The sequence below is a fragment of the Streptomyces sp. NPDC086519 genome (assembly GCF_040686075.1).
GTDB classification, from domain to species: Bacteria; Actinomycetota; Actinomycetes; order Streptomycetales; family Streptomycetaceae; genus Streptomyces; species Streptomyces shenzhenensis.
In genome coordinates, this window is record NZ_JBFBJL010000010.1 from 169909 (window position 1) to 194872 (window position 24964).

Annotated in this window: 20 protein-coding genes; 9 read left to right on the forward strand and 11 right to left on the reverse strand. The window is 71.1% G+C overall.

Annotated features, from left to right (window positions below; genetic code table 11):
- Nucleotides 1–49 precede the first annotated feature (49 nt).
- Nucleotides 50–1378, forward strand: a complete 1329-nt coding sequence (locus AB0P24_RS12715) for a cytochrome P450 (RefSeq protein ID WP_365793068.1) — start codon at nt 50–52, stop codon at nt 1376–1378.
- 39 nt (nt 1379–1417) lie between these two features.
- On the opposite strand, the gene AB0P24_RS12720 is transcribed toward AB0P24_RS12715, so the two are convergent.
- The 3 genes from AB0P24_RS12720 to AB0P24_RS12730 form a co-directional block, all read right to left on the reverse strand.
- On the reverse strand, nt 1418–1975 hold the full coding sequence (locus tag AB0P24_RS12720; RefSeq protein ID WP_365793126.1) for a GNAT family protein: 558 nt from the start codon (nt 1973–1975) through the stop codon (nt 1418–1420).
- A 127-nt stretch (nt 1976–2102) separates the two neighbouring features.
- A complete protein-coding gene (locus tag AB0P24_RS12725; RefSeq protein WP_365793070.1) occupies nt 2103–2678 on the reverse strand; it encodes a DUF6529 family protein in 576 nt (191 codons plus the stop codon).
- Between the two features lie 1240 nt (nt 2679–3918).
- Nucleotides 3919–4947, reverse strand: a complete 1029-nt coding sequence (locus AB0P24_RS12730; RefSeq protein WP_365793072.1) for a substrate-binding domain-containing protein — start codon at nt 4945–4947, stop codon at nt 3919–3921.
- Between the two features lie 724 nt (nt 4948–5671).
- Here AB0P24_RS12730 and AB0P24_RS12735 point away from each other — a divergent pair.
- From AB0P24_RS12735 to AB0P24_RS12750, 4 genes are all read left to right on the forward strand, one after another.
- Complete coding sequence (locus AB0P24_RS12735) at nt 5672–6982, forward strand: extracellular solute-binding protein (RefSeq protein WP_365793074.1); 1311 nt, start codon at nt 5672–5674, stop codon at nt 6980–6982.
- Nucleotides 6979–7881, forward strand: coding sequence for a sugar ABC transporter permease (locus AB0P24_RS12740; protein WP_365793076.1), 903 nt, complete (start codon nt 6979–6981; stop codon nt 7879–7881). The genes AB0P24_RS12735 and AB0P24_RS12740 overlap by 4 nt, the downstream gene beginning before the upstream one ends.
- A gap of 1 nt (nt 7882) precedes the next feature.
- Complete coding sequence (locus AB0P24_RS12745) at nt 7883–8779, forward strand: carbohydrate ABC transporter permease (RefSeq protein WP_365793078.1); 897 nt, start codon at nt 7883–7885, stop codon at nt 8777–8779.
- A gap of 191 nt (nt 8780–8970) precedes the next feature.
- Nucleotides 8971–11352, forward strand: a complete 2382-nt coding sequence (locus AB0P24_RS12750; protein ID WP_365793080.1) for a glycoside hydrolase family 3 N-terminal domain-containing protein — start codon at nt 8971–8973, stop codon at nt 11350–11352.
- 77 nt (nt 11353–11429) lie between these two features.
- Here the strand turns inward: AB0P24_RS12750 and AB0P24_RS12755 are convergent, their stop codons facing one another.
- Together AB0P24_RS12755 and AB0P24_RS12760 are read right to left on the reverse strand one after the other, a co-directional pair.
- Nucleotides 11430–12617, reverse strand: coding sequence for a fumarylacetoacetate hydrolase family protein (locus AB0P24_RS12755; RefSeq protein ID WP_365793082.1), 1188 nt, complete (start codon nt 12615–12617; stop codon nt 11430–11432).
- 46 nt (nt 12618–12663) lie between these two features.
- On the reverse strand, nt 12664–14400 hold the full coding sequence (locus tag AB0P24_RS12760) for an IlvD/Edd family dehydratase (protein WP_365793084.1): 1737 nt from the start codon (nt 14398–14400) through the stop codon (nt 12664–12666).
- Nucleotides 14401–14505: 105 nt separating this feature from the next.
- On the opposite strand from AB0P24_RS12760, the gene AB0P24_RS12765 reads away from it, so the two are divergent.
- On the forward strand, nt 14506–15249 hold the full coding sequence (locus AB0P24_RS12765) for a FadR/GntR family transcriptional regulator (protein WP_365793086.1): 744 nt from the start codon (nt 14506–14508) through the stop codon (nt 15247–15249).
- A 210-nt stretch (nt 15250–15459) separates the two neighbouring features.
- On the opposite strand, the gene AB0P24_RS12770 is transcribed toward AB0P24_RS12765, so the two are convergent.
- Genes AB0P24_RS12770 through AB0P24_RS12795 form a run of 6 tightly spaced genes read right to left on the reverse strand, consistent with a single transcriptional unit; the run spans nt 15460 to nt 22219 of the window.
- Nucleotides 15460–17184 (reverse strand): CocE/NonD family hydrolase, encoded by a 1725-nt coding sequence (locus tag AB0P24_RS12770; protein WP_365793088.1) that lies wholly within the window; start codon nt 17182–17184, stop codon nt 15460–15462.
- An 18-nt stretch (nt 17185–17202) separates the two neighbouring features.
- A complete protein-coding gene (locus AB0P24_RS12775; RefSeq protein WP_365793090.1) occupies nt 17203–18141 on the reverse strand; it encodes an MBL fold metallo-hydrolase in 939 nt (312 codons plus the stop codon).
- A gap of 46 nt (nt 18142–18187) precedes the next feature.
- Nucleotides 18188–19108, reverse strand: a complete 921-nt coding sequence (locus AB0P24_RS12780; protein WP_365793092.1) for an alpha/beta hydrolase — start codon at nt 19106–19108, stop codon at nt 18188–18190.
- Between the two features lie 5 nt (nt 19109–19113).
- The gene (locus tag AB0P24_RS12785; RefSeq protein WP_365793094.1) at nt 19114–20229 is read right to left on the reverse strand and encodes an NAD(P)/FAD-dependent oxidoreductase; all 1116 of its coding nucleotides are present in this window, start codon (nt 20227–20229) and stop codon (nt 19114–19116) included.
- Between the two features lie 12 nt (nt 20230–20241).
- Nucleotides 20242–21195, reverse strand: coding sequence for a phosphotriesterase (locus AB0P24_RS12790; RefSeq protein ID WP_365793096.1), 954 nt, complete (start codon nt 21193–21195; stop codon nt 20242–20244).
- Nucleotides 21196–21244: 49 nt separating this feature from the next.
- The gene (locus AB0P24_RS12795; RefSeq protein ID WP_365793098.1) at nt 21245–22219 is read right to left on the reverse strand and encodes a phosphotriesterase; all 975 of its coding nucleotides are present in this window, start codon (nt 22217–22219) and stop codon (nt 21245–21247) included.
- 242 nt (nt 22220–22461) lie between these two features.
- Here AB0P24_RS12795 and AB0P24_RS12800 point away from each other — a divergent pair, with 242 nt between their 5' ends.
- From AB0P24_RS12800 to AB0P24_RS12810, 3 genes are read left to right on the forward strand one after another with little or no spacing between them, the layout of a single operon-like run.
- Nucleotides 22462–23634 (forward strand): cytochrome P450, encoded by a 1173-nt coding sequence (locus tag AB0P24_RS12800; protein WP_365793100.1) that lies wholly within the window; start codon nt 22462–22464, stop codon nt 23632–23634.
- Nucleotides 23631–23819: a ferredoxin gene (locus AB0P24_RS12805; protein WP_365793102.1), complete on the forward strand. Its 189-nt coding sequence runs from the start codon at nt 23631–23633 to the stop codon at nt 23817–23819. The genes AB0P24_RS12800 and AB0P24_RS12805 overlap by 4 nt, the downstream gene beginning before the upstream one ends.
- Nucleotides 23816–24958, forward strand: coding sequence for an FAD/NAD(P)-binding oxidoreductase (locus AB0P24_RS12810; protein ID WP_365793104.1), 1143 nt, complete (start codon nt 23816–23818; stop codon nt 24956–24958). The genes AB0P24_RS12805 and AB0P24_RS12810 overlap by 4 nt, the downstream gene beginning before the upstream one ends.
- Nucleotides 24959–24964: the final 6 nt, after the last annotated feature.

Here is a 24964-nt window from a genome sequence, read left to right on the forward strand (position 1 = left end):
GCTGCCGACGACATCGACCTGGACAGGTACGAGAGTCAGGCACGATCTCATGGGCCGAACAAACGAGCCGCCGCGGTTGCCCGAAGGCAGCTTCGCGGCCTGGAGCCGCGACCGGCTGGCGATGGCGCGTCGCGGCGCTGACGAGTGCGGGGACGTCTGGCAGCTGGAGCCGGGTGTCTACGTAGCCGCTACGGCCGGGCCGTGCGAAACGGTACTGCGCCGCGCGCAGGACTTCCCCAAGGCGTCTTCACCCCTCTTCCCGCCGTTGAAGCGGTCGAGCGGAGCACCGACGTCCGAGGAACGTGCGCGCGCTCACGCCGCCCGCATGCGCGGACTGCGCCCGCAGGCGGTTGCAGCCCGGATCGGTGAGATCGCACCCGGTGCCGCTCGATTCGCCGACCAGTGGCCCACGGGCCAGGACGTCGAGGTTCTCCCCCCGGTCCGGCACGCCCTGGCAGAGATCGGCGTGCGCTACCTCTTCTCCGAGGACGCTCCCGCCCTGCTGCCCTTCGCCTCACAGCTCTTCCTGGCCCGCGAGGTGCTCGTACGCCCCTCGCACTGGGAATGGCCGCACTGGATCCCCACCCCGGCACGGCGGTTCCGCACCCGGCAGCAAACGGCCTTCACCGACGCTCTGCGGCCCATCGTCCAGCGGCGCCGTTCTTCGGGCCGGCTCGGTGACGACATGCTGGGACAGATGCTCCGGCCCTCCGCCCGCTACGGCCTGCTGCCGGAAGAGGCCATTCTCGACACTCTTCCCGGAATCACCGTCGCCACCTTCGAGACGCCTTCCCGGGCCGCCGGATGGATCCTGCTCCACCTGGCCCGATACCCCCAGGCAGCGGGACGCGTCGCGGCCGAAGCCGCCTTGCTGCCCGCGGACCCGGCCGAGACGACCAGCGCTCACCTCGACCGCCTGCGATACACCCAGGCGCTGGTGCGCGAGGTGCTGCGGCTGCACCCCCCGAGCTGGCTGCTGACCCGGCACGTCACGCGACCAACCGAGCTCGCCGGCTACACCATCGACGCCGGGTCCACCGTTCTGGTCTGCCCCTACACCGCCCAGCGCGACGCACGGGAACACACCGATCCGGACCGGTTCCAGCCCGAGCGCTGGCTCGATGATTCGGGCTCGCCGGCGAAACCCGGGGTCTTCCTCTCCTTCGGTACCGGGCCGCACGGCTGCGAGGGCGCCGCTCTGGCCATGGCGATGCTGACGCTCCTGACCGCGCAGACCGCCCGCCGCTGCCACGTGAGCGAGCCGCGCGGACCGGAACCCGGCTACCAGGTCACCACCCTGGAAGGTCTCGCAACGGTCGGCTTGCGCCTGCGTGCCACTTTGCGCAGGCCGCCGCCACCCGCGAACAGCGAACGCTGACCGAGTTCGCGCTGTTCCGCACCGGCTTGGATGACCGGCTCACGGTTCGCTCATCGCGTGTCGCTCGTCGAACTCGTTGGCGAGCATGCCCATCATGACGAGATCGTGGTAGCGGCCGGCGAAGTAGACGTGTTCCCGCAAGCGCCCCTCCTCGGTGAAGCCGAGCCGACGGGTGAGTGCCAGCGACGCCTCGTTGTGGGCGAAGACCGCGCCCAGGCATTTGTGATAGCGCCGCTCGGCAAACATGAAGCGCATCAGCAACACCACGGCTTCTGCCGCGTAGCCCCTGCGCCGGTGGCCGGTGCCGATCGTGACATCAAACTCGAACCAGCCCGACCGAGGGCCGGTGCGATGTGAGCCGACGGTGCCGACCAGCTCGCCTCTGGCCGTCGTTTCGACTGCCAGCCCGAAGCGGTCGTCATCGCACGTGGCAACGGCTTGCTCCATCGTCCAGGCACGGTAGCTCTCGGCGGACCGCGGTAGATCCAGCCGGCCTGCCCGCCGCCCGTCGTCGTCGGCGAAGCGCGCGAACGCTGTCCAGTCGTCGGGCTCGACAGCGCGCAGGCGCACCCGTTCACCAGTCCAGGACGATGCCATGCCGTATTTGATCACGCTGCGGTGTGCGCGAGGCCGGGAGGCACGCCGAGGCAGTCGAAGGTACACGTGCTCGCGGGGAGACAGGCGGGCGCACAGAGCTGGTCCTCCTGGACCGTGAGCTGTGGGCTCACCAGAAGCCGGGGGCGGAGCCGGTGAAGAACCACAAGGCGGCGGTGTACCACATCAGTGCGATGGCGGCGACCAGGGCGCCGCCGGCGGCCGGAAGCGCCCAACCGGGCAGTCGGCGGCTGTGCACCACCAGCACCTTGGCGACGAACGCGCCGTACAGGACGCAGCCCGTGATGGAGTGCACCGCCGCTCGGCTGCTCGTGAACTCAACTCCGTAGGCGGTGATGCAGTGGTAGGAGATGGGCAGCGAGAGCAGAAAGGCAAGAAGGCCGATGAGCCGGTGTGCGGGGGGCACGCGGTGCGGCGCGGCCCCCGCTCCCGGCAGGCGCCGGTACATCCACAGCCCGAGCAGCAGTTGGACGACCGCGAGGGCCATCAGAGCGCTGCCCAGGCGCGCCTTGAGATCGTAGACGCCGACGCCGTGCTGCCCGAACAGGCCGCTGGTGTAGTCGGGTGTGTGCGTGCGGCCGAACGCGTACACCCCCACCGCGACCGCGACCGGCAGCAGAGCAGCCAGAAAGCCGGCGCTCTTTCGTGCGGGACGCCGCATCCGCGCGCCCGTGTGCCCGGTCATCAGTCCCCGATCGATCGGGGTCGGCCTTGCTGCCGGAGGCGTTGACCACGTACCACTGTGGCGCCGGAGGCGCCGGCTTCCTCGCCATTGGTGTCACCGGCCCTCGTGTCACCCGCGAAGCCGTGCAGCGGGTGCCCGACGCAGGTCACTTGAGTGGCAGACGGGGTCGCCCTGGACGTGCCGGAGGTGAGCGGCGGCCAGGCAGACGCACATGCTCCGCCGCCGGCCGGCGCAGTCGGCCTGACGGCCTCGGGGAGGTGGAGCGTCCGCCCCTCGGCGTCGTTCAGGACGGGGCCTGGCTTGCTGAAGTGCACCGTGGCCGTGCCGGGGGCGGGGGCCGCGCTGCCGGGGGCGGCCGAGCCGATGTACCAGGGGATGCCCGCTGACAGCACTCCAGATGCGGGCCCGGCGCAGGCGGACGAGACCGTCCGGCCGGGACAGCCGCTTGCAGCAGGCGGCGGCAGGGCGGAAACCGCCGGCACCGTCGCCGCGGCCGTTCCTTTCATGAGCGCTCCATGGTGTCGGGCGGCGCATCCAGGCAGCCGCGGGAAACGACCCCGGCGGGCCTCTTCTCCCAGTTGGCCCCGGGTGCCGGATCCTGTCCACTGCAACTGGTCCGCCTGGGCAGTCGCAGCTTTGCCGGGGAGGTCCCCGTTGACCTCACTACGGACGACGCCGTGCGGCGGCAATCCGCCGTCCGCGGCGGCAGGCCGGATCACGCGGGAGAGTGAGCGCCCCGCGTCCAGCCCTGCGGTCGTGCCCGCGCCCGCGCAGGGCGCGATCACCGTGGTGTTTCGTTGTTCACCGGGAGATTCCGGCAGCGCGGACTGTCTTCTGCCGGAACGGAACAGCGGGCAAGGGCTACGGGGATGCTCGGTCGGTTCGCCGACGAGGGGCTTCGGGGCGTCGGCGACGGCGTCGGCCGCGCGGCCGGGTACGCGGGCCCGGACACGCGAGGGCTCCGGAACCGGTGGGCGCCCGGGGCCGAACGGCACCGGGTGCGAGCGGCGTACGTCCGCACGCGTGTCCAGTGCGATCCGGCCGGGCTCGCGGATGTACCCGCGCGAGCGGCAGAGAACCCGTGGCGGTCCACCGGGCAGGCCGCGAGGCTGTGCGCCGATCTGCGCCGGACGGACGCGGTCGAGGCCCTCGGACAGCGGATCGAACCGCTCACGGCGGCAAGCGCGGGAGACGCCCGCGACCTGTTCGCCGGTCCTGCCCGAAGACCTCTCACCCGCCACTAGCCATGCGCCGAAGTCTCTTCGCGGGGCGGCGCCGTCGAGGCGCGGACCACGAGCTGGGTGGCCAGTTCGATGTGGTGGGACTCGACCTTCTCGCCGCCCGCCAGTCGGAGGGCGGTGCGCAGGGCCGCACCGCCCATCTCCCGCAGTGGCTGGCGCACGGTGGTCAGTGGCGGTGAGGCCATCTGGGCGAGGCTGGTGTCGTCGAAGCCGACCACGCTCAGGTCTTCGGGGATGCGCAGGCCTCGGGCGCGGGCGGTCTCGATGACACCGAGGGCGATCTCGTCGTTGCCTGCGAAGATCGCCGTCGGTGGCTCTGGCAGGCCCAGGAGCGCCGCGGCGCCGAGCAACCCGGTCTCGTAGGTAAACTCTCCGGGCCGGACGTAGGCGTCGGGTACCTGCGCTCCCTCCGCCTCCATGGCGGCGCGGTAGCCGTGCATGCGCGCCTGGTTGCACACGGCCATGGCCGGTCCGCCGAGATAGGCGACACGGCGGTGGCCCAGGGAGAGCAGGTGCTGGGTCGCGGCCAGGCCGCCGGCGAAGTTGGTCGCCCCGACACTGTTGACCCGGCTGTCCGGCAGGTGCAGTGGGTCCAGCACGACCAGCGGCAGCCCGGACCGGGCCAGTTCGTTCAGGTGCGCTGTGGTGTACACGCTGGTGACCGCGATGACGGCGCGGCGCCCGGCCGAGACCAGGTCCCGGGCCCAGTGCGGGGCATGGGACGCCTTGCTGATCACCACCGAGGCCCCCAGTTCGGCGGCGGAGTCGATGATGCCTTCCAGTGTCTCAGCCACGTACGACTTGAGGCCGCCCTTGAACTGCACCTCGATGGTGGGGCTTTCGGCGGCCTCGGTGTGGCGGAACACGGGCGCGAGGTAGTGGTGCTGATGCAGCAGTTCCTCCACCCGGGTGCGGGTGTGCGGCGCCACGTCGCCGCGGCCGTTGACCACTTTGGACACGGTCGCGACGGAGACCCCAGCCGCTTGGGCGATGTCCGCCAAGGTGGTGCGCCTGGCGTTCGGTCGCATCGGTTCCTCCCAGCTGTACGTCCACCGGTGTGGTGAGCCGCCGGTCGGGGCGGCGACGCGGGTGGAACCGGTCAACCTTACGGCAACCCGGCACCGAGCTCGTCCGGGGAGGTGCCGACGAGCCCTTCGGCCTCGGCACGTCCGGCGATCCGCGTGAGAGCGCATCCGGTGAACGCGGTCCGATCGGCGTGCACGGCGACCCGTACGCGTGCCCCGGCGCTTGCGCCCGGCTCGGGACCGCGTGCCGCGACTCGGCAAGCACTCGGCGCTCTGCACCGCGGTCACCGGCGGCTGCCGCACCCGGGTGAGGTGACCGGGACCGGGTCGGGCGGCTTCTGCCGGCGGACCGCTCCCGGAGGCCCGCGAACACAGACCGCAGCGGCGCCACTTGCGGACTCTCGGCCTGTCCGACGCCCCCTTCGGCCACGCGTCCCGGACAGTCGCCGGCATGACCTGCGCCGACGGTGTGTCAGCCGCGGCCATCGCATCGCCCTCGCCCTCAGCCAGCTCATTTCGAAATGTTTCGGTCCCCGACAAGATTTTTCGAGGGGCGTTCCAGCCCGATATTACGCAGCTGGCTGCAGTCCTACAACGCGCTGCACATGTCTTGACACCGCGTCAGCCCGAAACCTAATTTGCACGAACAGAGCTCGAAGAACGCTATTTCGAAAACCTTTCACCATGACTCACGAGAAGCCGGTGGCTCTCGAGTGCGGAGAAGAACATGGCGCTCTCCCGACGTACCCTCCTCGGCCTGGCCGCCGGCGTGCCGGTCTCCGCGGCACTGGCGGCCTGCGGCTCGTCCGGCCCCAGCAAGGGCGGCGGTGGGGCCACGTACTGGTACCTGAACGGCCAGCCGCAGGAAGGCGTCAGAGCCGGCGCGGTGGACGCGTTCAACAAGGCCCACCCCAAGGAGCAGATCAACGACACCACCTTCCAGAACGACGCGTACAAGACGAAGATCAAGACCGCCATCGGTGCCGGGCAGGCGCCCACGATCATCTGGGGCTGGGGCGGCGGGACGCTGCGCACCTACGTGGAAGCGGGCCAGGTCGAGGACCTCACCTCGTGGTTCGGCGAGCACTCCGAGGTCAAGAAGCGGCTGTTCCCGTCCTCGTTCGGCGCGGCGACCGTCGACGGCAAGATCTACGCGATGCCGTGCGAGACCGTGCAGCCGATCATCCTCTACTACAACAGGAAGGTCTTCGACCAGGTCGGCGTGGCACCGCCGAAGTCCTGGGGCGACATCATGGCGCTGGTGCCCAAGTTCAACGCGAAGGGCATAGCGCCGTTCTCCCTCGGTGGCCAGTCCCGGTGGACGAACATGATGTGGCTGGAGTTCCTGTTCGACCGCATCGGCGGTCCGGAGGTGTTCCAGGCCATCATCGAGGGGGAGAAGAACGCCTGGTCCAACCCGGACGCCATCACCGCGCTGACCAAGGTGCAGGATCTGGTCAAAGCGCACGGGTTCGTCAAGGGCTTCTCCTCGATCACCGCGGACTCCAACGCCGACCAGGCGCTGCTGTACACGGGCAGGGCCGCGATGATGCTGCACGGCGCCTGGTCGTACGGCATCCAGAAGGCCGACGGCGGGGACTTCGTCTCCAGCGGCGCGCTGGGCTACATGACCTTCCCGCCCGTCGAAGGCGGCAAGGGCGATCCGAGCGACACCGTCGGCAACCCCGCCCAGTACCTGTCCATCTCCTCGAAGGCCGGCGCCGAGCAGAAGAAGATCGCCAAGGACTTCTTCGCCACCGGCGTCCTCCAGGACGACGAGGTGAAGAAGTGGATCGACAACGGGTCGGTTCCGATCCGGCTGGGCACGGAGAAACTGCTGGCCGCCTCCAAGAGCGCGGACTTCCTTCAGTTCACCTACGACATCGCCAGCAAGGCCAAGGTGTTCGGCCAGTCCTGGGACCAGGCACTCAGTCCGACGGCCGCCGAGAGCCTGCTGGACAACATCGCCAAGTTGTTCCAACTGTCCATCACGCCAAAGCAGTTCGCCGACAACCTCAACGCGGTCACCGCCAAGTGAGCGCACTCACCGGCCATCCGCCCCGTCGCGAACCGCGCAGCGTCCTGCCGTGGCTGGCAACGCCGGCGCTGGTGGTCTTCGTCGGTTTCGCCGTGATTCCGCTTGTCGGTGTCTTCGCGCTGAGCTTCACCACGTGGGACGGGATCGGCGCCATCCACCCGTCGGGGCTGACCAGTTGGCGTGCGGTGCTCACCGACCCCGGGCTGCCGCACGCCCTCTGGGTGACGTTCCTGGTGATGGCCGTGTCCTGGGCCGTCCAGACGCCGCTGAGCATTCTGCTCGGCACGTTCCTGGCAGGCCGCCAGCGCTACCGTGCGGTGCTGGGCGTGGTGTACTTCGTCCCGCTGATGCTCAGCTCCGCGGCGATCGCGATCGCGTACAAGGCCCTGCTGGACCCCAACTTCGGGCTCGGGGCCGGGCTGAAGATCCGGGTGCTCAGCCAGGACTGGCTGGGGCGGCCCGGCCTCGCGTTCGGGGTCGTCATCTTCGTCGTCTCCTGGCAGTTCGTCCCGTTCCACTCCCTGATCTACCAGGGTGGTGTCCAGCAGATTCCGAAGTCCCTGTACGAGGCGGCGCAGTTGGACGGAGCCGGACGGATCCGGCAGTTCTTCAGCATCACGCTGCCCCAGCTGAGGTACACCGTCATCACCTCGTCCACGCTGATGGTGGTCGGGTCGCTGACCTTCTTCGACCTCATCTTCGTCCTGACCGAGGGCGGCCCCGGCGACGCCACCCGGGTCCTGGCACTGGACATGTACAAGCAGGGATTCCAGGCCAGTCTGATGGGTCCGGCCAGCGCCATCGCGGTCATCCTGGTCCTGGTGGGCCTGGCCCTCGCCCTGCTGCTGCGCCGGCTCGGGGGCCGGGACGCCGGCGCGAGCCAACTCGAGGGGGCCTGACGTGACCACCACGCCGACCGCGCCGCGACGACCGCAGAAGGCCACCCACCGCGAGCGGCAACGCCACTCCCGTCAGGCGGGCCGCCGGCGCAACTGGGCCGGCGGCCTGGCCGGATGGCTCTGGCTCGTCGTCGTCGCCGTACCCCTTTACTGGGCCCTCATCACCAGCCTCAAGGCCCAGAGCCGCTACTACGCGAGTAACCCGCTGGTGCCTTCGGGCGATCCGACGCTGGACAACTACCGGCTGGTCATCGAGTCCGACTTCCTGCGCTACTTCGTGAACAGTGTCGTGGTCACCGCCGGTGCCGTGGTGCCGGCGGTCGTGTTCTCCTTCATGGCGGCCTACGCGATCGTTCGCGGGTGGCGCATGCGGGTCCTTCGCGCGATGAACGGGCTGTTCCTCATGGGCCTGGCCATCCCATTGCAGGCGACGGTGATCCCGATCTACCTGATCATCATCCGAATGCGCCTGTACGACAGTCTGCTGGCGCTGATCCTCCCGTCGATCGCCTTCGCCATCCCGCTGTCCGTGCTGGTGCTCGCCAACTTCGTCCGCGACGTGCCCAAAGAGCTGTTCGACTCGATGCGGGTCGACGGCGCCACCGAATGGACGACACTGTGGCGGCTGGCCGCACCGCTCACCCGGCCGGCCATCCTCACCGTGACCATCTTCAACGCACTGACCATCTGGAACGGATTCCTGCTGCCGCTGGTCCTCACCCAGAGCCCTGCCCGCCGGACCCTGCCGCTCGCGCTGTGGACCTTCCAGGGCCAGTACGGGGTCAATGTCCCTGCCGTTCTCGCCGCCGTCGTCCTCACCACACTGCCCGTCCTGGTGCTGTACGCGTTCGGCCGCCGCCAGCTGCTGAGCGGTCTGACCGCCGGATTCAGCCGTTGACCGACGCAGACGCCGACGCTGTGGCCGGTGGCCGGCCTGTGGTCCGAGACGTTCTGTGAGCTCCGGGACCGACTTGTGACCGGACCCGGTGAGACGCGGCACACCAGGCTCGACCCGCCCCGCCTTGAGTCCCGCTCGTCTACCTGTTCGCCCGTCGCCCCCGTCAAGGGGCTGACGGGCGTCGGAGGAAAGTGAACGCCACCGTGGCTGAAGAGAACACCCCCGGAATCTCCCTCTGGAACGACCCCGCCCTTTCCGTCACCGCGAGAGTCGACGCCCTGATCGACGCGATGACCCTTCAGGAGAAGACCGCCCAGCTGTACGGAGTGTGGGTGGGCGCCTCCGACCAGGGCGGTGAAGTGGCCCCCCATCAGCACGAGATGGAGGAGGCCGTCGATCTCGACGCACTGCTGCCCACCGGACTGGGCCAGCTGACCCGGCCCTTCGGCACGGTCCCGGTCGACCCCGCCCTGGGTGCGCTCTCCCTGGCCCGCACCCAGACCCGGATCGCCGCCACGAACCGGTTCGGCATCCCCGCTCTCGCGCATGACGAGTGTCTGGCCGGCTTCGCCGCCTGGGGGGCGACGGCCTACCCCGTTCCCCTGTCCTGGGGCGCCACCTTCGATCCGGACACGGTGCGGCGCATGGCCGCCGCCATCGGCCGCGACATGCGTGCCGTCGGCGTCCACCAGGGACTCGCGCCCGTCCTGGACGTGGTGCGCGACGCCCGCTGGGGCCGGGTCGAGGAGACCATCGGCGAGGACCCCTACCTCGTCGGCACTATCGGGACGGCATACGTGCAGGGCCTCGAGTCCGCCGGGATCGTCGCCACCCTCAAGCACTTCGCCGGCTACTCGGCCTCTCGCGCCGGCCGTAACCTCGCTCCCTCCTCCGTGGGCCCGCGTGAGCGCGCCGACGTTCTGCTGCCTCCCTTCGAGATGGCGATCCGTGAAGGCGGCACCCGGTCGGTGATGAACGCCTACACCGACACCGACGGCATGCCCTCCGCGGCCGACGAGGATCTGCTCACCGGGCTGCTGCGCGACACCTGGGGCTTCGACGGCACCGTCGTCGCCGACTACTTCGCCATCGGCTTCCTCAAGACCCTGCACGGCATCGCGGCCGACTGGGCCGACGCCGCCGGCGCGGCGCTGCGCGCGGGCATCGACGTCGAACTGCCCAATGTCAAGACATACGGCGCGCCGCTGGCCGCGGCCGTCGCCGACGGCCGCGTACCGGAGGCGTTGGTCGATCGTGCCCTGCGCCGGGTACTGACCCAGAAGGCGACGCTCGGCCTGCTCGACCCGGACTGGAACCCCGTACCGGCCGCGCTCGACGGGGCCGACCTGGACGACCCGGCCGCGCTGCGCGGCAAGGTCGACCTGGACCGGCCCGAAAACCGTCAACTGGCCCGCGAGATCGCCGAGAAGGCGGTCGTCCTGCTCAGCAACGACGGCACCCTGCCGCTGGCCCGGCCGCGGCGCATCGCCCTGCTCGGTCCCAACGCCGACGAACCCGTCGCCGTACTGGGCTGCTACTCCTTCCCCCAGCACATCGGCGTCCGCCACCCCGGGACCCCGCTCGGCATCGAACTGCCCACGCTGCGCGACACTCTCGCCGCCGAGTTCCCCGACGCCGAGATCACGGTCGCCCGCGGCACCGGAATCGACGACGGAGATCTCTCCGGCATCCCCGAGGCCGCCCAGATGGCACGCGAGGCCGACGTCGCCCTGGTGGTGCTCGGCGACCGCGCCGGGCTCTTCGGGCGGGGCACCAGCGGCGAGGGATGCGACGCCGAGGCGCTGGCGCTGCCCGGCGCGCAGCAGCAGCTGCTCGACACCCTGCTCGACCTGGAGACACCCGTGGTCACCGTGCTGCTCGCCGGACGACCGTACGCCCTCGGCCGCGGGGTGAAGGAGTCCGCTGCGATCGTGCAGTCCTTCTTCCCGGGTGAGGAGGGCACGCACGCGATCGCCGGGGTGCTCAGCGGCCGTACCAATCCCTCCGGACGTCTCCCGGTGAGCGTGCCGCGCGGTCCCGGCTCCCAGCCGGCCACGTACCTCGGGGCGCGGCTCGCTCACGCCAGCGAGGTGTCCAACATCGACCCGACGCCCGCGTTCGCCTTCGGTCATGGCCTGTCCTATACGCGGTTCGACTGGACAGACCTGACCGTGGACGTCCAGGAGGCTCCGACGGACGGCGAGTTCGCCCTCTCCCTCACCGTCCGCAACACGGGCGGGCGGTCCGGCACCGAGGTCGTCCAGCTCTATCTGCACGACCCTGTCGCCTCCGTCGTCCAGCCGGTGCAGCGCCTCGTCGGCTACACCCGGGTCGGCCTTGAACCGGGCGAGGCCCGGCGGCTCCGTGTCACGGTCCCGGCCGACCTCGCCTCCTTCACCGGACGCGACGGCCGGCGCGTCGTCGAACCGGGCGAACTGGAAGTGCGGTTGGCCGCCTCCAGCACGGATCCGCGCCTGACGGCCAGGGTCACGCTGACCGGAGCCGAGCGCCACGTGGATCACACGCGGCGCCTGCACGCCACGATCGGGCAGGAGCCGGTCGCCCGGGCATGAACCGGACGGGCGCAGCGCACGCCGCGGCAGCGGCGGCGCTGCGCACACCGGACCGCGAGGCCGGGCGCGTGGTCGTCTCACAGCACGCCGCGCCGGGCGAGGCTGCGCATCAGCGCTCGTACGCCGAACGTCCACGGCGCGGCCTGCTCGCTGGGGACGACGGTGTTGACCAGAGCGCCGAGTCGCGGGCTGGAGATCCGCACGATGTCGCCGTACTCGTGGGTGAAGCCCGCGCCGGGTGCCTGTCGGTCCTCGGTGGGGGCGAACAGCGTTCCGGTGAACAACACGAAGCCGTCCGGGTATTGATGGTGCGGACCGTGTGTGGCGGCCACCAGGTCCAGTACGTCGCGGCTGATCTCGCGCATGGAACTGCTGCCGTGCAGTACGTAGCCGTCCGCGCCGTCGATGCGCAGGCCGATGTCGAGCCCGCGTACGGTGTCGAGGTCGAAGCCCTCGTCGAGCAGGCGGATGAACGGGCCGATCGCGCATGAGGCGTTGTTGTCCTTCGCACGGGACAGCAGCAGGGCGCTGCGTCCCTCGACGTCGCGGAGGTTGACGTCGTTGCCGAGCGTCGCGCCGCGCACCCGGCCGCGCGAGTCCACGACGAGGACGACCTCGGGCTCAGGGTTGTTCCACACCGAGGCACCGAGCACTCCGATGTCGGCGCCGGTGCCGACCGCGGACAGCACCGGGGCCTTGGTGAACACTTCCGGGTCCGGCCCGATCCCGACCTCCAGGTACGGCGACCACAGTCCTTCGGAGACGAGCAGTTCCTTGGCCCTGTCCGCTTCCGGTGATCCGGGACGGATGCCGTCGAGCGCGCCGCCCACCACCTGCCCGACGCGGGCCCGCACCCGCGCGGCCTGCGCCGGATCACCGCCCGTGCGCTCCTCGATGACGCGTTCCAGCAGGCTCCGGGCGAAGGTGACACCCGCGGCCTTGATCACCTGTAGGTCGACGGGGGACAGCAGATGCGGAACGTCACGGCGGCCGGCCGGTGCTTCCAGCAGTTCGTCCAGGCGCCAGGCCGCTCCGCCCTCGGCCTCGCGGACGACTGCCGCCGCGTCGTCGCGTTCCATCAGGTCGGAGACGGTGGGTGCGACGGCCGTCAGGTCGACGACGTGCTCACCGCGGACCGCGGCCACACACGGTCCGTCCCATTCCGGGTGGTGGACGCGCGCGACGAGGGCGGCTCGGCCGGCGTCCTCCGGCAGGACGGAGCCGGCCGTGAGGAACGGACGGGGGCGGGCTGCTGCCGATTCCACGATCGATGCTCTCCTGGATCCGAGGGGGCGGTCGCCTGGGGCGGACTCAGTGGGAGTCGCGGGGGACCTCGTGTCCACGGCTTCCGCGCAGGAACCCGAAGTCGGCGCCCTGGTCGGCCTGTTCCACGTTCTGGGTGTAGAGCCAGGTGTAGCCGCCGGTGTGCCGTTCGGCGGGTGCCCTCCATGCCTGCCGGCGCCGGGTGAGCTCGGCGTCGTCCACGTCCAGGCGCAGGGTGCGGTTCGGGACGTCGAGGACGACGGGGTCCCCGTCGCGCACCAGGGCGAGAGGTCCGCCGACGGCGGCCTCGGGCGCCACGTGCAGGACCACGGTCCCGTACCCGGTGCCGCTCATCCGGCCGTCGCAGACGCGCACCATGTCCGTGACACCGGCCTTCAGCAGCTTGGCGGGCAGCGGCACGTTGGAGACCTCGGGCATGCCGGGGTAGCCCTTGGGGCCGGCGTTGCGGATGACGATGACGGTGTTCTCGTCGATGTCGAGGTCCGGGTCGTCGGCCACCTCGTGATAGGCCTCGGGGGAGTCGAAGACGCGCGCGGGGCCGCGGTGGGTGAGCAGGTGCGGTGACGCGGCGGACTGCTTGATCACGGCGCCGTCGGGGCACAGGTTGCCGCGGAGGACGGCGGTGCCGGTGCCGGCCGGCTGGAAGGGGGCGTCGAGGCCGGTGATGACGTCGGGGTTGACGCGTTCGGCGTTCTCGGTGTTCTCGGCGATGCCGCGTCCGGTGACCGTGACCGGTTCGCGGTGCAGCAGCTTGCCGCGGAGCAGTTCGGCCATGACGGCGGGCAGCCCGCCCGCGTAGCAGAAGTCCTCCATGAGGTACTTGCCGCTGGGCATGAGGTTGACCAGGGTCGGTACCGCGCGGGCCAGGTCGTCGAAGTCCCGCAGGCTCAGGTCGACGCCGACGCGTCCGGCGATGGCGGTGAGATGGATGATCGCGTTCGTGGAGCCGCCGATGGCCGCGTTGACGCGGATGGCGTTCTCGAACGCCTCCCGGGTCAGGATCCGCGAGGGACGCAGCTCCTCCTCCACCATCCCCACGATGCGCTGGCCCGCCGCCTGGGCGGTCTCCATCCGCCGGGAGTCGACCGCGGGCCAGGCCGCCGAGCCCGGCAGCTGCATGCCGAGCGCCTCGGCCATGCAGGCCATCGTCGAGGCGGTCCCCATCGTCATGCAGTGGCCGTTGGAGCGGGCCATGCACCCCTCCGCGAAGAAGCACTCCTCCTCGGTCATCCGGCCGGTCTTCAGGTCCTCCTCGAACTTCCACACATGGGTGCCGGAGCCGACGTCCTGGCCCCGGTACTTGCCGTTGAGCATCGGCCCGCCGGTGACCATGACGGCGGGCAGGTCGACGCTGGCGGCGCCCATGAGCATGGCCGGGGTCGTCTTGTCGCAGCCGGACAGCAGCACGACACCGTCGAGCGGATTGGCCCGGATCAGCTCCTCGACCTCCATGGCCATGAGGTTGCGGTACAGCATGGCGGTGGGGCGCATCAGGGTCTCGCCGGTGGCCATGGTGGGGAACTGCAGCGGCAGGCCGCCCGCCTGCCACACGCCACGCTTGACGGCTTCGGCGACGCGCGTCAAATGGGCGTTGCACGGGGCGAGTTCGGAGGCGCTGGTCGCGATGCCGATGACCGGACGCCCGTCGAACACCTCATGCCCGAACCCTTGGTTGCGCATCCAGGAGCGGTACACCATCCCGCTGCGCCCTTGCGCGCCGAACCACGCCTGGCTGCGGCGGCTCTTGTTCTGACCGTCGGTCATGTAAGCACTCCCGTGGCTCTGGCGTCGTCCGCTTCGCGAGGGGGCCGTGCCGGGCGAGGACCCGCAGGCCGTACCCTGGAACTCAATCATTAAATGATTCGATGAATGGCGTCCAGGGGGCGAGCGGAGATCGTGGTGCACTTCCGAACCATGCACCAGCGTGTGGTCGACGAGCTCGGGCGGCGCATCGTGAACGGCGCGTGGGAGCCGGGGGATCCGTTGCCGGTCGAGGACGCGCTCGCGGCCGAGATCGGCGTCAGCCGCGGTGTGCTGCGGGAAGCGGTCAAGGCACTGGTGGCCAAGGGGATGCTGCACGTACGCCCGCGTACCGGGACGCGTGTGCTGTCCCCGGAGCACTGGAACCACCTGGACCGTGACGTGCTGCGCTGGAAGCAGGCCGGGGACGCCACGGCTCTGCTGCGTGACACGGGTGAACTGCGCCGGATCGTCGAGCCCGAGGCGGCCCGGCTCGCTGCCGACCGGGCCGGCCCCGACGATGTACGAGTCCTGTACGACTGCCTGGCGGCCATGGAGGCAGCGGCGGCGGAACCCGGCCGCAGCGGCTACGTCGAGGCCGACATCGCCTTCCACCGGGCCCTGCTCGACGCCAGCGGCAACCGTCTCCTCGGCTCACTGGGCCGCGCCGTCGACATCGCGCTGGAACACAGCTTCCTCATCAGCACCCAGACCCCCGGCGCGGTGCAGGCCTCGCTGCCGGGTCACCGCGCCGTCGTGCAGGCCGTCGAGGCCCGCGATCCCGCGGCCGCGGCGGCCGCGGTCCTGGCCATCGTCGAAGCCGCCGAGGAGGAGATCGCCCGTTCACCCGGAATGCCGGGCGATGCCGTATGACCTGTCAGGGCCGACCCGTGCACGGCCACGGACAAGGACGGGGGAACGCCCGACGCCGGCGAGATCCTCGACCGGCCCGCCGGGCGAGCCGGCCGCAGTGGGCGCGAGGCCGGCCGGGGCAGAGCGGTCCCCCGGCCGGCGTCGGCCCGGTCGGGAGCCGCCGCGCCGGGCTCCGTCCTGGTCGCGCGCGGCGCCCGAGCGCGTCTCGTCCTATGCCGTGACGGTCGTGAACGGCAGCACGAGCCGGGAGGGGTGTGCGGCGTCGCGGTAGATCTTGTGGGTGACGGGACGGCCGACCGGCAGGTGGAAGGCGTCCGGCGGGAGCAGGGAGTTGTGCTCGTCGGCCAGCGGCTCGTCGTTGGACAGCTCCACCACCAGTTTGTGGCCCGGCAGGAACGTCGCCGCGAACGGGTAGACCCGGAGCACGTACTCCTCGATCTTCCCCGGCTCGACCGGCACCGCGCGGGTGTGCGGGTGGTACGGGTCGCCCTCGGTGGTGCGCTCCTCGTCCAGCTCGCGGTGCGAGGCCTTGAGGTAGGCGGTCGTGATGAGCCGGCGCTTGCCGCCCGGGGCCTCGTCCCACATGCGCAGGACGAAGTTCGTGTCGGGCTGGTCGATCTCCACGAAGAGGTGTGCCGCGCCCTGGCCGATCATCTCGGTGGGCTCGGTGAACGGCCCGGTGGACCAGCTGAGGATCTCCACCTTGTCGGTCACCGTCAGCGGCGCCTGGTAGAAACCGTCGGGGGCGGCGTACTCGGCGCCCATCAGCTCGGGCTCGTAGGAGAGCTTGCGGCGCGGACGGAAGTACAGCGACCTGTACTCGACGTCCTTCGGTGGCCACTGCGCGGCGGTGACGGTCTCGCGGGAGCCCTCGACGTGGACGGTGACGGCGGGCTCGTCCATGATCCCGTTGTCGACGCCCTTGAGCCAGTACTCGTACCAGCGGAACATCTTGTCGTGCTCTTCGACGAAGGGGCGCGACTGCATGGGCGGGTAGGGGCCGATGTCGAGCTTCTTCGGGCCCTTCAGCGCGCGGAAGACCTCGATGGTGCCGTCCATGGTCCAGCCGCGGCCCTGGTCGATCTGGAGCCAGACGGGGATGTCGATGCGGGGCGCGAGGGTGATCGGGTTGCGCTCCTCGTACCACTCGCCGTCGACCTCGTTCATCACGATGTCGAACCAGGCCTCGTGGTTCTTCGGGTAGTTCAGCACGTGGACCAGGTTGGGCCAGGCGGCCACGTCCGGGTCCTGGAGCCGCTTGGCGACCTTCGCCTTGATCTCCTCGGGCGAGAACGTCTCCAGCATGCGGGACTTGACGCCGTCGGTGAAGGCCCAGCCGGAGTCGCCACCGCGGCCCTCGCGCGCGGCGCGGGGCATGAACCACATGACTCCGCCGTGGTACGTCGTCTCGTAGAAGTCGTAGTGGCCGCCGCTGACAAAGATCGCCTTGAGGCTCGGCGGGCGCTCGGCCGCGGCCAGCACCTGCATCGAGCCGAAGTAGGAGATGCCGATCATGCCGACGTTGCCGTCGCACCACGGCTGCGCGGCGACCCACTCGATGAAGTCGTAGGCGTCCTGGCCGAGGGAGACGCCGCCGGCGTTGTAGTTGCCGATGTGCTCGCCCTCGGAGGCGCCGGAGCCGCGCAGGTCGCCGATGACGTGGACGTAGCCCTCCTGCACCACGCGCGCGATGTCGCCCGCCTCGATACAGCCGTCCCACATCGGGCTGGGCCGGCGCTGCGGAGGCGTGGTGAGGGCGAGGGCCTGGAGCTCCTTGCCGTACGGGCTCAGGGCCACCAGCGCGGGACGCGGGGTGTCGTCCACGCCGCTGTAGGTGTCGGCCGCGAGGGTGACGCCGTCGCGCATCGGGACCCGGAGGTCCTTGCGGACGGCGATCGTCTCCAGGCCCGCCCGGATGGTTTGCAGGTCAGTCATGGGTGCGAAGCTCCTGTGTCACACGTTCTGGTTGCGCGTGCGGTAGCCGTGCATCGAGGTGAAGAACGGCGACGGCTCGAGCGTGGGGTCACCGGTGTAGCCGAGGTCCTCGGCGACGGGGGCGAACGGGGAGTAGGGCGAGTCCGTCTCCCTCAGGCCGGCCGCCAGGCAGCCGCAGGCGGCGGCGGTGACCCGGCCCTCGACGGCGAGGCTCTGGTCGACGGCCTCCCGGGCCTGCGCCGCGTCCAGTTCGACGCCGTACGGCGTGCCGTCGGCGCGGCGGTAGGGGTGCCCGAGGTAGAGGTGCTCGGGGCGGACCTCGTCGCGCAGGTACTCCAGGCTGGTGCGGTAGGCGGTCGGGTCGGTGTAGCCGGGGAAGCCGTTGGCGGCGCCGTGGACCTGGACGGCGTCACCGGCGAACACCGACCGCTGCCCGTCGACGACGTAGGCGACCGATCCCGGGGTGTGGCCCGGGAGCGCGTGCACCGACACGGTGACGTCCCCGCCGAGGGAGAGCGTCTCCCCGCCCTTGACGAGCAGGGTGGGCTCCATCTCTCCGGAGATGACGGCGTTCGCGGCCGCCGTCACCTTCGCCTCGCCCTCCGGGTCGCCCAGGTAGCGGCCCCGGCCGGCGAGGTACTCCGCCACGTGCTCGCGCCGCGAGCGGAGCAGGGGGGCGTCGGCCTCGTGGATCACGACCTGGGCCCGCCGGCCGGTCATCTCCCACAGGGCGTACGCCCCGCCGACGTGGTCGATGTGGCCGTGGGTCAGCAGGATCCAGCGCACGTCCTCGACACGGCGCCCGATCGCCTCGAGCGCGGGAGCCATCCCCTCGGCGGGCGAGGAGGCGATCCCGGTGTCGACGACGGCCGGCTCGGGTGCGTCGATGAAGAAGCTGTACAGACCGAACCGGCCCCACGGCGAGACCAGGGGGTGGACGTCGACTGCGTCAGTCATGGCTCTCTCTTCGGGGTCGTGCGCGGGGCGGGGGGTGCGCGGCGGGTCAGCGCCGGAGGAAGTCCCGTGTCTCGGCGAAGACCGCGTGGTACTCCGGGATCCAGGAGAAGTGCTGGACGAATCCGTGGCCCGCTCCGTCGTACCGGCTGACCGTGGCCTCGACCCCGGCCTCCCGCAGCCGCCGGCCGTAGAGTTCGCCCTCGTCGCGCAGGGGGTCGAACTCGGCGGTCACGACGAGGGCGGGCGGCAGCCCGGTGAGGTCCTCGCGCTTGACGGGTGAGACGCGCGGGTCCGCGGGATCGGCGCCGCTGTCGAGGTAGAAGGCGTTGAAGGGCTTCAGCCCCGCCGTCTCCAGCCCGTAGCCCTTGGCGTTCTCCCGCAGGGAGGCGTAGCGGTCGACGTCGAAGTCCAGGTCGAGCGAGGGGTAGTAGAGGATCTGGTGGGTGATCTGCTCGAAGCCCTCGTCGTGGGCGCGGGCCGCGACGGCGGCGACGAAGTTGCCGCCGGAGCTGTCGCCGGCGAGGGCGAGGGTGATGCCGTCCCAGGCGAGGCTCTCGCCCTCCTCGGCGACCCAGCGCACGACGGCGTGGCAGTCGTCGAGGCCGGCGGGGAAGGCGGCCTCGGGCGCGAGGCGGTAGCCGACGGAGACGACCTTCAGCCCGGTCTCCTCGGCCAGCGAGCGGGCGACGTGGTCGTGGGTCTCCAGGCTGCCGAGGAAGAAGGCGCCGCCGTGGAAGTAGACGATCACGCCGTACCGGTCGGCCTCGGCGGGGGTGTAGATCCGCACCGGGACCTCGCCGGACGCGGTACGCGCCGCCACGTCCTCCACGGAGTGCAGCGGGAGGCGCTCGGCGAGGGGCGCGACGTGCGCCTCGTCGCCGGCGCGCAGGGCGGCCGGGTCGAGCGGGCCCTGGGCCGGGGCGGGCAGTGCGGCGAGGAACTTCGCGATCTCGGGGTGCAGTGGCATCGGCGTCACTCCGCCGACGCGGCGGCCGCGGGCTTCTGGCCGGGGAAGACGTCGTTGATCTCGTCCTCCGACCAGCCCTGGCGGGAGATCGCCTGGAGCTTGTCGGTGACCGGCTTGCGGGTGGCCTGGTAGCGGGCGAGCGCCTCCTTGACGGAGTCCGCCTCGCGCAGGGCGTCGGCGAGCGCGCCGGCGTCCTCGATGGCGGAGTTCGCGCCCTGGCCCTGGTGGTGCAGCATCGAGTGGGCCGCGTCGCCGACGAGGACGACGGAGTCGGAGTGCCAGGCGCCGACGGGGTCGATGTCGTAGACGGCGCGGACGTTCACCGTGGACATGTCCAGGTTCCGGGTGATCTCGACGAGGCGCTCGTCGAAGCCGGCCACGGTCGCCAGCATGTCGTCCTTGGTGACCTGGGGCGACCAGGTGCTGTCCGGGCACAGGGCGGTGATGTCGAAGGACACCTGGCCGCGGTGGCGCAGCGGCAGCAGGTAGATCTTGGTGCCGCGGCCGATGTACATGCGGAGGTTGTCGTCGACGACCATGCCCTGGGCGTCGTCGACGGAGATGACGGCGCGATAGGCGTGCTCGCCGGAGAAGACCGGGCCGGCCTGGCTGAACAGCTGGTGGCGCACGACGGACTTGATGCCGTCGGCGCCGACGACGAGGTCGGCCTCGACGGTCTTGCCGCCCACGAACGTGAGGACGCAGCGGTCGCCCTTGTCCTGGACGGTCTCCAGCTTGTGGCCGAGGTGGACCATGCCCTCGGGCAGCACGCCGAGGAGGGCGTCGATGAAGTCGCCGCGGTGGACCAGGTGGGTGTGGGTCTGCTCGCCGTCGGCCGGCCAGGTCTCCTTCATGATCGGAGCGCCGTCGGCGGTGAGGATCTCGAAGAACTCGCTCGGCGAGGTGACCTTCGCGACGGCGTCGAAGATGCCCCACTCGCGGAAGCGGTTCATGGTCGAGGGGCGCAGACCGATGCCGGCGCCGACCTCGCGGATCTGGGAGGCCTGCTCGTACACGTTGACGTCGGCGCCCAGGAGGCTGAGTGCCTTCGCCGCGGCCGCGCCGCCGTAGCCCGCGCCGACGACGGCGATCTTCAGGTTCTTCAGGTCCGAGGACTGCATGGTCGTTCTCTCTTACTTCTGGAGGGTCAGGAAGCCGGCCGGGTTGTCGACGAAGATCGTCTTGATCGCGGCCTCGTCGAGGCCGGCGGCGCGGAGGTCCGGGACGAGGTCCTCGAAGATGTAGTTGACGGTGTGTCCCTTGACGCCGGGCCAGCCCAGCGGGCTGCAGTTGGCGTCGGCGGAGGCGAGGACCTGTCCGAGGCGGCCCTCGCCGACGAACCGCAGGAAGTGGTCCAGGCGCTCCTTGCGCGGACGGGCCCAGAACGGCGGGTCGGGCAGCTCGGTCTCGTACCCGAAGGTGTCGAAGCCGATGCGGCCGCCCTGCTCGACGATCCAGACGTCGCGCGTCTTGTCGGCGTTCACCCCGTCGTCGACGTGCCCGAACAGCACGCGGTCCAGCGGCAGTCCCTCCTCGTTGAAGATCGCGACGGCGTTCTCGGCGTCGATGGCGAGGTGGGTCAGGATCGGCACGCCCGTGCTGAGGGCGGCGCGCGCGGCGGCGCGGTAGATGCGCTTGTCCAGGTCGGTCATACGGCCGCCCCGGCTCACGCCGACCTTGATGACGCCGGCGAGGCTGCCGGTGCCGCCGATGCCCACGGTGATCTCGTGGACGAACTGCCGCGTCAGGTAGTCGACCCCGGCGCGGGCGAAGTGCGGCAGCGCCGTGTCGCCACCGACGAAACCGGTGCAGGCGACGATGTGGACGCCGGTCCTCGCGGAGAGCGACTTGTAGGAGTCGACGTCGCGGCCGTTGCAGATGCCGGTCGCGTCGACGAAGGTGCCGCCGCCCAGCTCGTGGAAGCGGCGCAGCTTCGGGACGGTCTCCTCATAGCGCTGCTCGGGGGTCTTCCACCACTGCGTGTCCAGCTCGGAGCCTGGCATGCCGTAGCCGATGTGCTCGTGGATCGCCACGAAGCCCAGCTCCTCGGCGGGGATCGGCCCCAGGACGGTGTTCACTCGCGACACAACACTCACCTTCGAGAAAAGATCTTGACGGTCGTTCGGGCCGGCGCGTTCAGCGCACCGCGAGCAGGTGGCGCGGGTTGGCCTCGATGATGCGCCGCACGTCGTCCTCGCCGACGCCGTGCGCCTTCAGCAGGGGTACGAAGGCGGTCAGGAGGTGGCTGTACGGCAGGTCGTTCGCGGGATGTCCCTTGGCCACCCCGGTCGCGCCGACGGAGAGCAGGATCCGGTCGGCGTGTCCGGCCCGCACGAGGCCGGCGACGAGGGCGGCGCGCTCGGTGTCGGCGAGGTGCTCCGCGTCGTCGGTGCCGACGTGGTCGAGCACGGCGTAGGCGCCACGGGCGACGATCTGCTCCGGTGCTCCGGCGGCGACGGCGTCCTTGCGGTCCAGTCCGCCGACGGCGACCCGGTCGGCCGGCAGGTTCTCGTCGAGCACGACGTCGAGTTCCCGTACGGCGTCAGCGCCGAACCGGAAGGAGACGGCCGTACCGGTGGCGAGGGCGGTGCGGGCCGCGCCACGCAGGAGGCTCTCGTCGGTCGCGGTCATGCCCGCGCGGGACACCGCGGTGGTGACCAGCCCGGCGAGGCCGCGGCGCTCCACCCGCGGGACCACCATGCCCTCGGTGATCTCCTGGGTGAAGAGGCCGGCGAACTTCTCGGCCGGCCAGGGCGTCGGCGGGTTGGTCTGCGGGGTCAGGAAGTATCCCCCGAGCAGTTCCTCGGGTCCCTGCCCGGTCGAGGCGACGATGTGCACGCCGGTGGAGCGGGACAGGGCCTCGTACAGCCTGACGTCCCGGCCGTGGAACATGCCGGTGCTGTCGACGACCGTGCCACCGCCGTGGGCGCGGAAGTCCCGCAGCTTGCCGGCGAGGGTCTCGAAGATCTCGGCGCGGTCGAGGGTGATGTCGAAAGCGTGCTCGGCGCCCGGGAGCACCGACAGCAGTGCCTCGTGGACCGAGACGACACCCAACTCCCCGGCTGGTACCGGGCCCAGGACGGTGTTGACGGTGTTGCTGTTCACGCTCATGGCTGCCTCACGTCTGCGGTGCGGGTGCGGCGGCGCACCCTCGGGCTTCCCTCACGGTAGTCATTCGGTTTACATCGCGTCAATGAAACGAACACCACGAAAAAATATTGAGCTGGTAGTAGTGCTGGAGCGGGATTCCCGGGGCATCGCAGCCACAGATGCGGGTCTCATGCGTCTCATGCATGAAGCAACATGCGAATCATTCATTTGATGGATGCGACATCGGCCACTTTCATCAAGGCATGAGCACACCGCACACCTCCGACGTCGACCTCTTCGCCGACGAGGTCGTCCTCGACCCCCACCCCGTCCACGCAGAGCTGCGGGACCTGGGCCCCGTGGTCCACCTGCCGAAGAACGACGTCTACGCGCTGACGCGGTACGACGTCATCCGGGACGCCCTCGCCGACTGGGAGTCGTTCTCCTCGACGTCCATCGCGTTCAACCCGGCGGCCAACCAGGCCCTGACCGGAACCTCGCTGGCGTCCGACCCGCCGGTGCACACCCAGCTGCGCGCCACCCTCACCGAGAACCTCTCGCCCCGCGCCCTGCGCGGCCTGAAGGGCCGGATCGAGGCGAAGGCCGACGCCCTGGTCGCCGAACTCGTCGAAAGGGGCTCCTTCGAGGCCGTCGACGCCCTCGCCCGCGCCTTCCCGCTGGAGGTCGTCGCGGACCTCATCGGCTTCACCGGCCATGTGCGCGACAACATGCTGCGCTGGGGCCAGGCCGCCATGCAGGTCCTGGGCCCGATGAACCAGCGCACGGCCGAGAACTTCCCCGTCGCCGGCGAGCTGTACGCCTGGTGCTCCGAGGTCACGGCCGACGACCTGGCGGAGGGGTCCGTGGGCCGCGGCATCTTCGAGGCCGAGACGCGCGGCGCTGTTCCCGCGGGGACCGCCGGCCACATCATCCACCAGTACCTCGGCGCCGGCGTCGACACGACGGTCGCGGCGATCGGCAACATCGTCGCCCTGTTCGCCCAACACCCCGACCAGTTGGACACGGTGCGCGCCGAACCGTCACTGATACCAGGAGCGTTCAACGAGGTGCTGCGGTACTGGCCCCCCGTCAACGTCTGGGGCCGCACCACCACACGGAAGGTCGTGATCGAGGGCACGGTCGTCCCGGCGGGCGCGCAGATCGCGGTGCTGCTCGGCGCCGGCAACCGCGACCCGCGGCACTACGAGAACCCCGACTCCTTCCTGGTCGCACGCAACCCGGCCGACCACCTGTCCTTCGGCTACGGCCCGCACGGCTGCGCGGGCCAGGGGCTCGCCCGCCTGGAGGCCCACGCCGTCATCGAGGCGCTCTCCCGGCGCGTCAGGCGCCTCGTCGTCGGGCCCGCGGTCCGCGTTCCCGGCAACATCACCCGGAGCATCGAGGAGCTCCCCGTCCTGGAGGTGATCCCCGCATGAAGATCGTTCTCGACCGCCCCCGCTGCGAGGGCCACGGCCTGTGCGAGGAGGCTGCCCCGCAGCTCATGCACCTCGACGACGACGGCGAGCTGGTGCTCGACCGCGAGGAGATCGACGGAAGCGACGTCGCGCTCGCCAAGGCCGCCGCGCGGGTGTGTCCCGTCGCCGCGCTGAGGGTCGAATGAGCACCGTCGCCCTGAAGCGCGTCGTCGTCGTGGGCAACGGCATCGCCGGGCTCACCGCCGCCGACACGCTCCGGGAGGAGGGGTTCGACGGCGAGCTGACCATCGTCGGCGACGAGATCCACCCGGCGTACAGCCGGCCCGCCCTGTCGAAGGCCCTGCTGCTGGACGGCGACACCCTGTCCTCGCACACGCTGCCCCCGGCCTCGCACGGGGCGAGGGAACTGCTCGGCGTGCGCGCGACAGGGCTCGACCCCGACCGGCGGCTCGTCACGCTCGACGACGGCACCGCCCTGCCGTACGACGGCGTCGTCCTCGCCACCGGCTCCCGGGCGCGGCGGCTGTCCGGACTGCCCGACGAGGTCACCCTGCGCGGGCTCGACGACGCGCTGGCGCTGCGCCGCCGGCTGGCCGGCCGGCCCTCCGTCCTCGTCGTCGGGGGCGGTCCGCTCGGCATGGAGATCGCCTCGGGGTGCCTGGCCGCCGGCTGCCGGGTCACCCTCGTCTCGCAGGGGGAGCCGCTGACCGCCCAGCTCGGTCCGCACCTCGCCCGCGTCTTCACCACCGCCGCCCGCGAGCGGGGGCTCACCGTGGTCCGAACCGGTCCGGCGCGGGTCGAGGGGCGGGCCGGCGACATCCACGTCGCGCTCGACGACGGCACGGTGCTGCGGGCGGAGGTCCTGCTCACCGCCGTCGGTGACATCCCCAACACCGAATGGCTCGCCGGCACCGGGCTCGTCGTGAACGGCGCCGTCCCGGTCGACACGCGCGGCCTCGCCCGGCCCGGCGTCGCGGCCGTCGGCGACCTCGCCGCCTTCCCCACCCCGCAGGGACGGCGCCGCGTCCCCCTGTGGAGCAGCGCCATCGACCAGGGCAAGTCCGCCGCCCGGGCGCTCATGCGCGGCGACGACGCCCCGCCGCTGTCGTTCCAGCCGTACTTCTGGACCGAGCAGTTCGGGCGGACCCTCAAGGCGGTCGGGCCGCTGCCGGCGGCCGGCGAGCCGGTGTACGTGGACGGGGAACCCGGCAGCGGTCCGGCGCTGATGGCCTGGCAGCAGGAGGACGGCGGCAGCACGGCTGTCGCGCTGGACTACCGCATCCCCGTCCCCCGGCTGCGCCGCATGACCCGGACGCCCGCATAGGGTGTG

Bases quoted from the DNA above. Each gene is read 5' to 3' on its own strand.
- AB0P24_RS12715 (WP_365793068.1), top strand. From the start codon at position 50: ATGGGCCGAACAAACGAGCCGCCGCGGTTGCCCGAAGGCAGCTTCGCG.
- AB0P24_RS12720 (WP_365793126.1), bottom strand. From the start codon at position 1,975: ATGGCATCGTCCTGGACTGGTGAACGGGTGCGCCTGCGCGCTGTCGAG.
- AB0P24_RS12725 (WP_365793070.1), bottom strand. From the start codon at position 2,678: ATGACCGGGCACACGGGCGCGCGGATGCGGCGTCCCGCACGAAAGAGC.
- AB0P24_RS12730 (WP_365793072.1), bottom strand. From the start codon at position 4,947: ATGCGACCGAACGCCAGGCGCACCACCTTGGCGGACATCGCCCAAGCG.
- AB0P24_RS12735 (WP_365793074.1), top strand. From the start codon at position 5,672: ATGGCGCTCTCCCGACGTACCCTCCTCGGCCTGGCCGCCGGCGTGCCG.
- AB0P24_RS12760 (WP_365793084.1), bottom strand. From the start codon at position 14,400: ATGACCGACGGTCAGAACAAGAGCCGCCGCAGCCAGGCGTGGTTCGGC.
- AB0P24_RS12765 (WP_365793086.1), top strand. From the start codon at position 14,506: ATGGCGTCCAGGGGGCGAGCGGAGATCGTGGTGCACTTCCGAACCATG.
- AB0P24_RS12770 (WP_365793088.1), bottom strand. From the start codon at position 17,184: ATGACTGACCTGCAAACCATCCGGGCGGGCCTGGAGACGATCGCCGTC.
- AB0P24_RS12775 (WP_365793090.1), bottom strand. From the start codon at position 18,141: ATGACTGACGCAGTCGACGTCCACCCCCTGGTCTCGCCGTGGGGCCGG.
- AB0P24_RS12780 (WP_365793092.1), bottom strand. From the start codon at position 19,108: ATGCCACTGCACCCCGAGATCGCGAAGTTCCTCGCCGCACTGCCCGCC.
- AB0P24_RS12785 (WP_365793094.1), bottom strand. From the start codon at position 20,229: ATGCAGTCCTCGGACCTGAAGAACCTGAAGATCGCCGTCGTCGGCGCG.
- AB0P24_RS12795 (WP_365793098.1), bottom strand. From the start codon at position 22,219: ATGAGCGTGAACAGCAACACCGTCAACACCGTCCTGGGCCCGGTACCA.
- AB0P24_RS12800 (WP_365793100.1), top strand. From the start codon at position 22,462: ATGAGCACACCGCACACCTCCGACGTCGACCTCTTCGCCGACGAGGTC.
- AB0P24_RS12805 (WP_365793102.1), top strand. From the start codon at position 23,631: ATGAAGATCGTTCTCGACCGCCCCCGCTGCGAGGGCCACGGCCTGTGC.
- AB0P24_RS12810 (WP_365793104.1), top strand. From the start codon at position 23,816: ATGAGCACCGTCGCCCTGAAGCGCGTCGTCGTCGTGGGCAACGGCATC.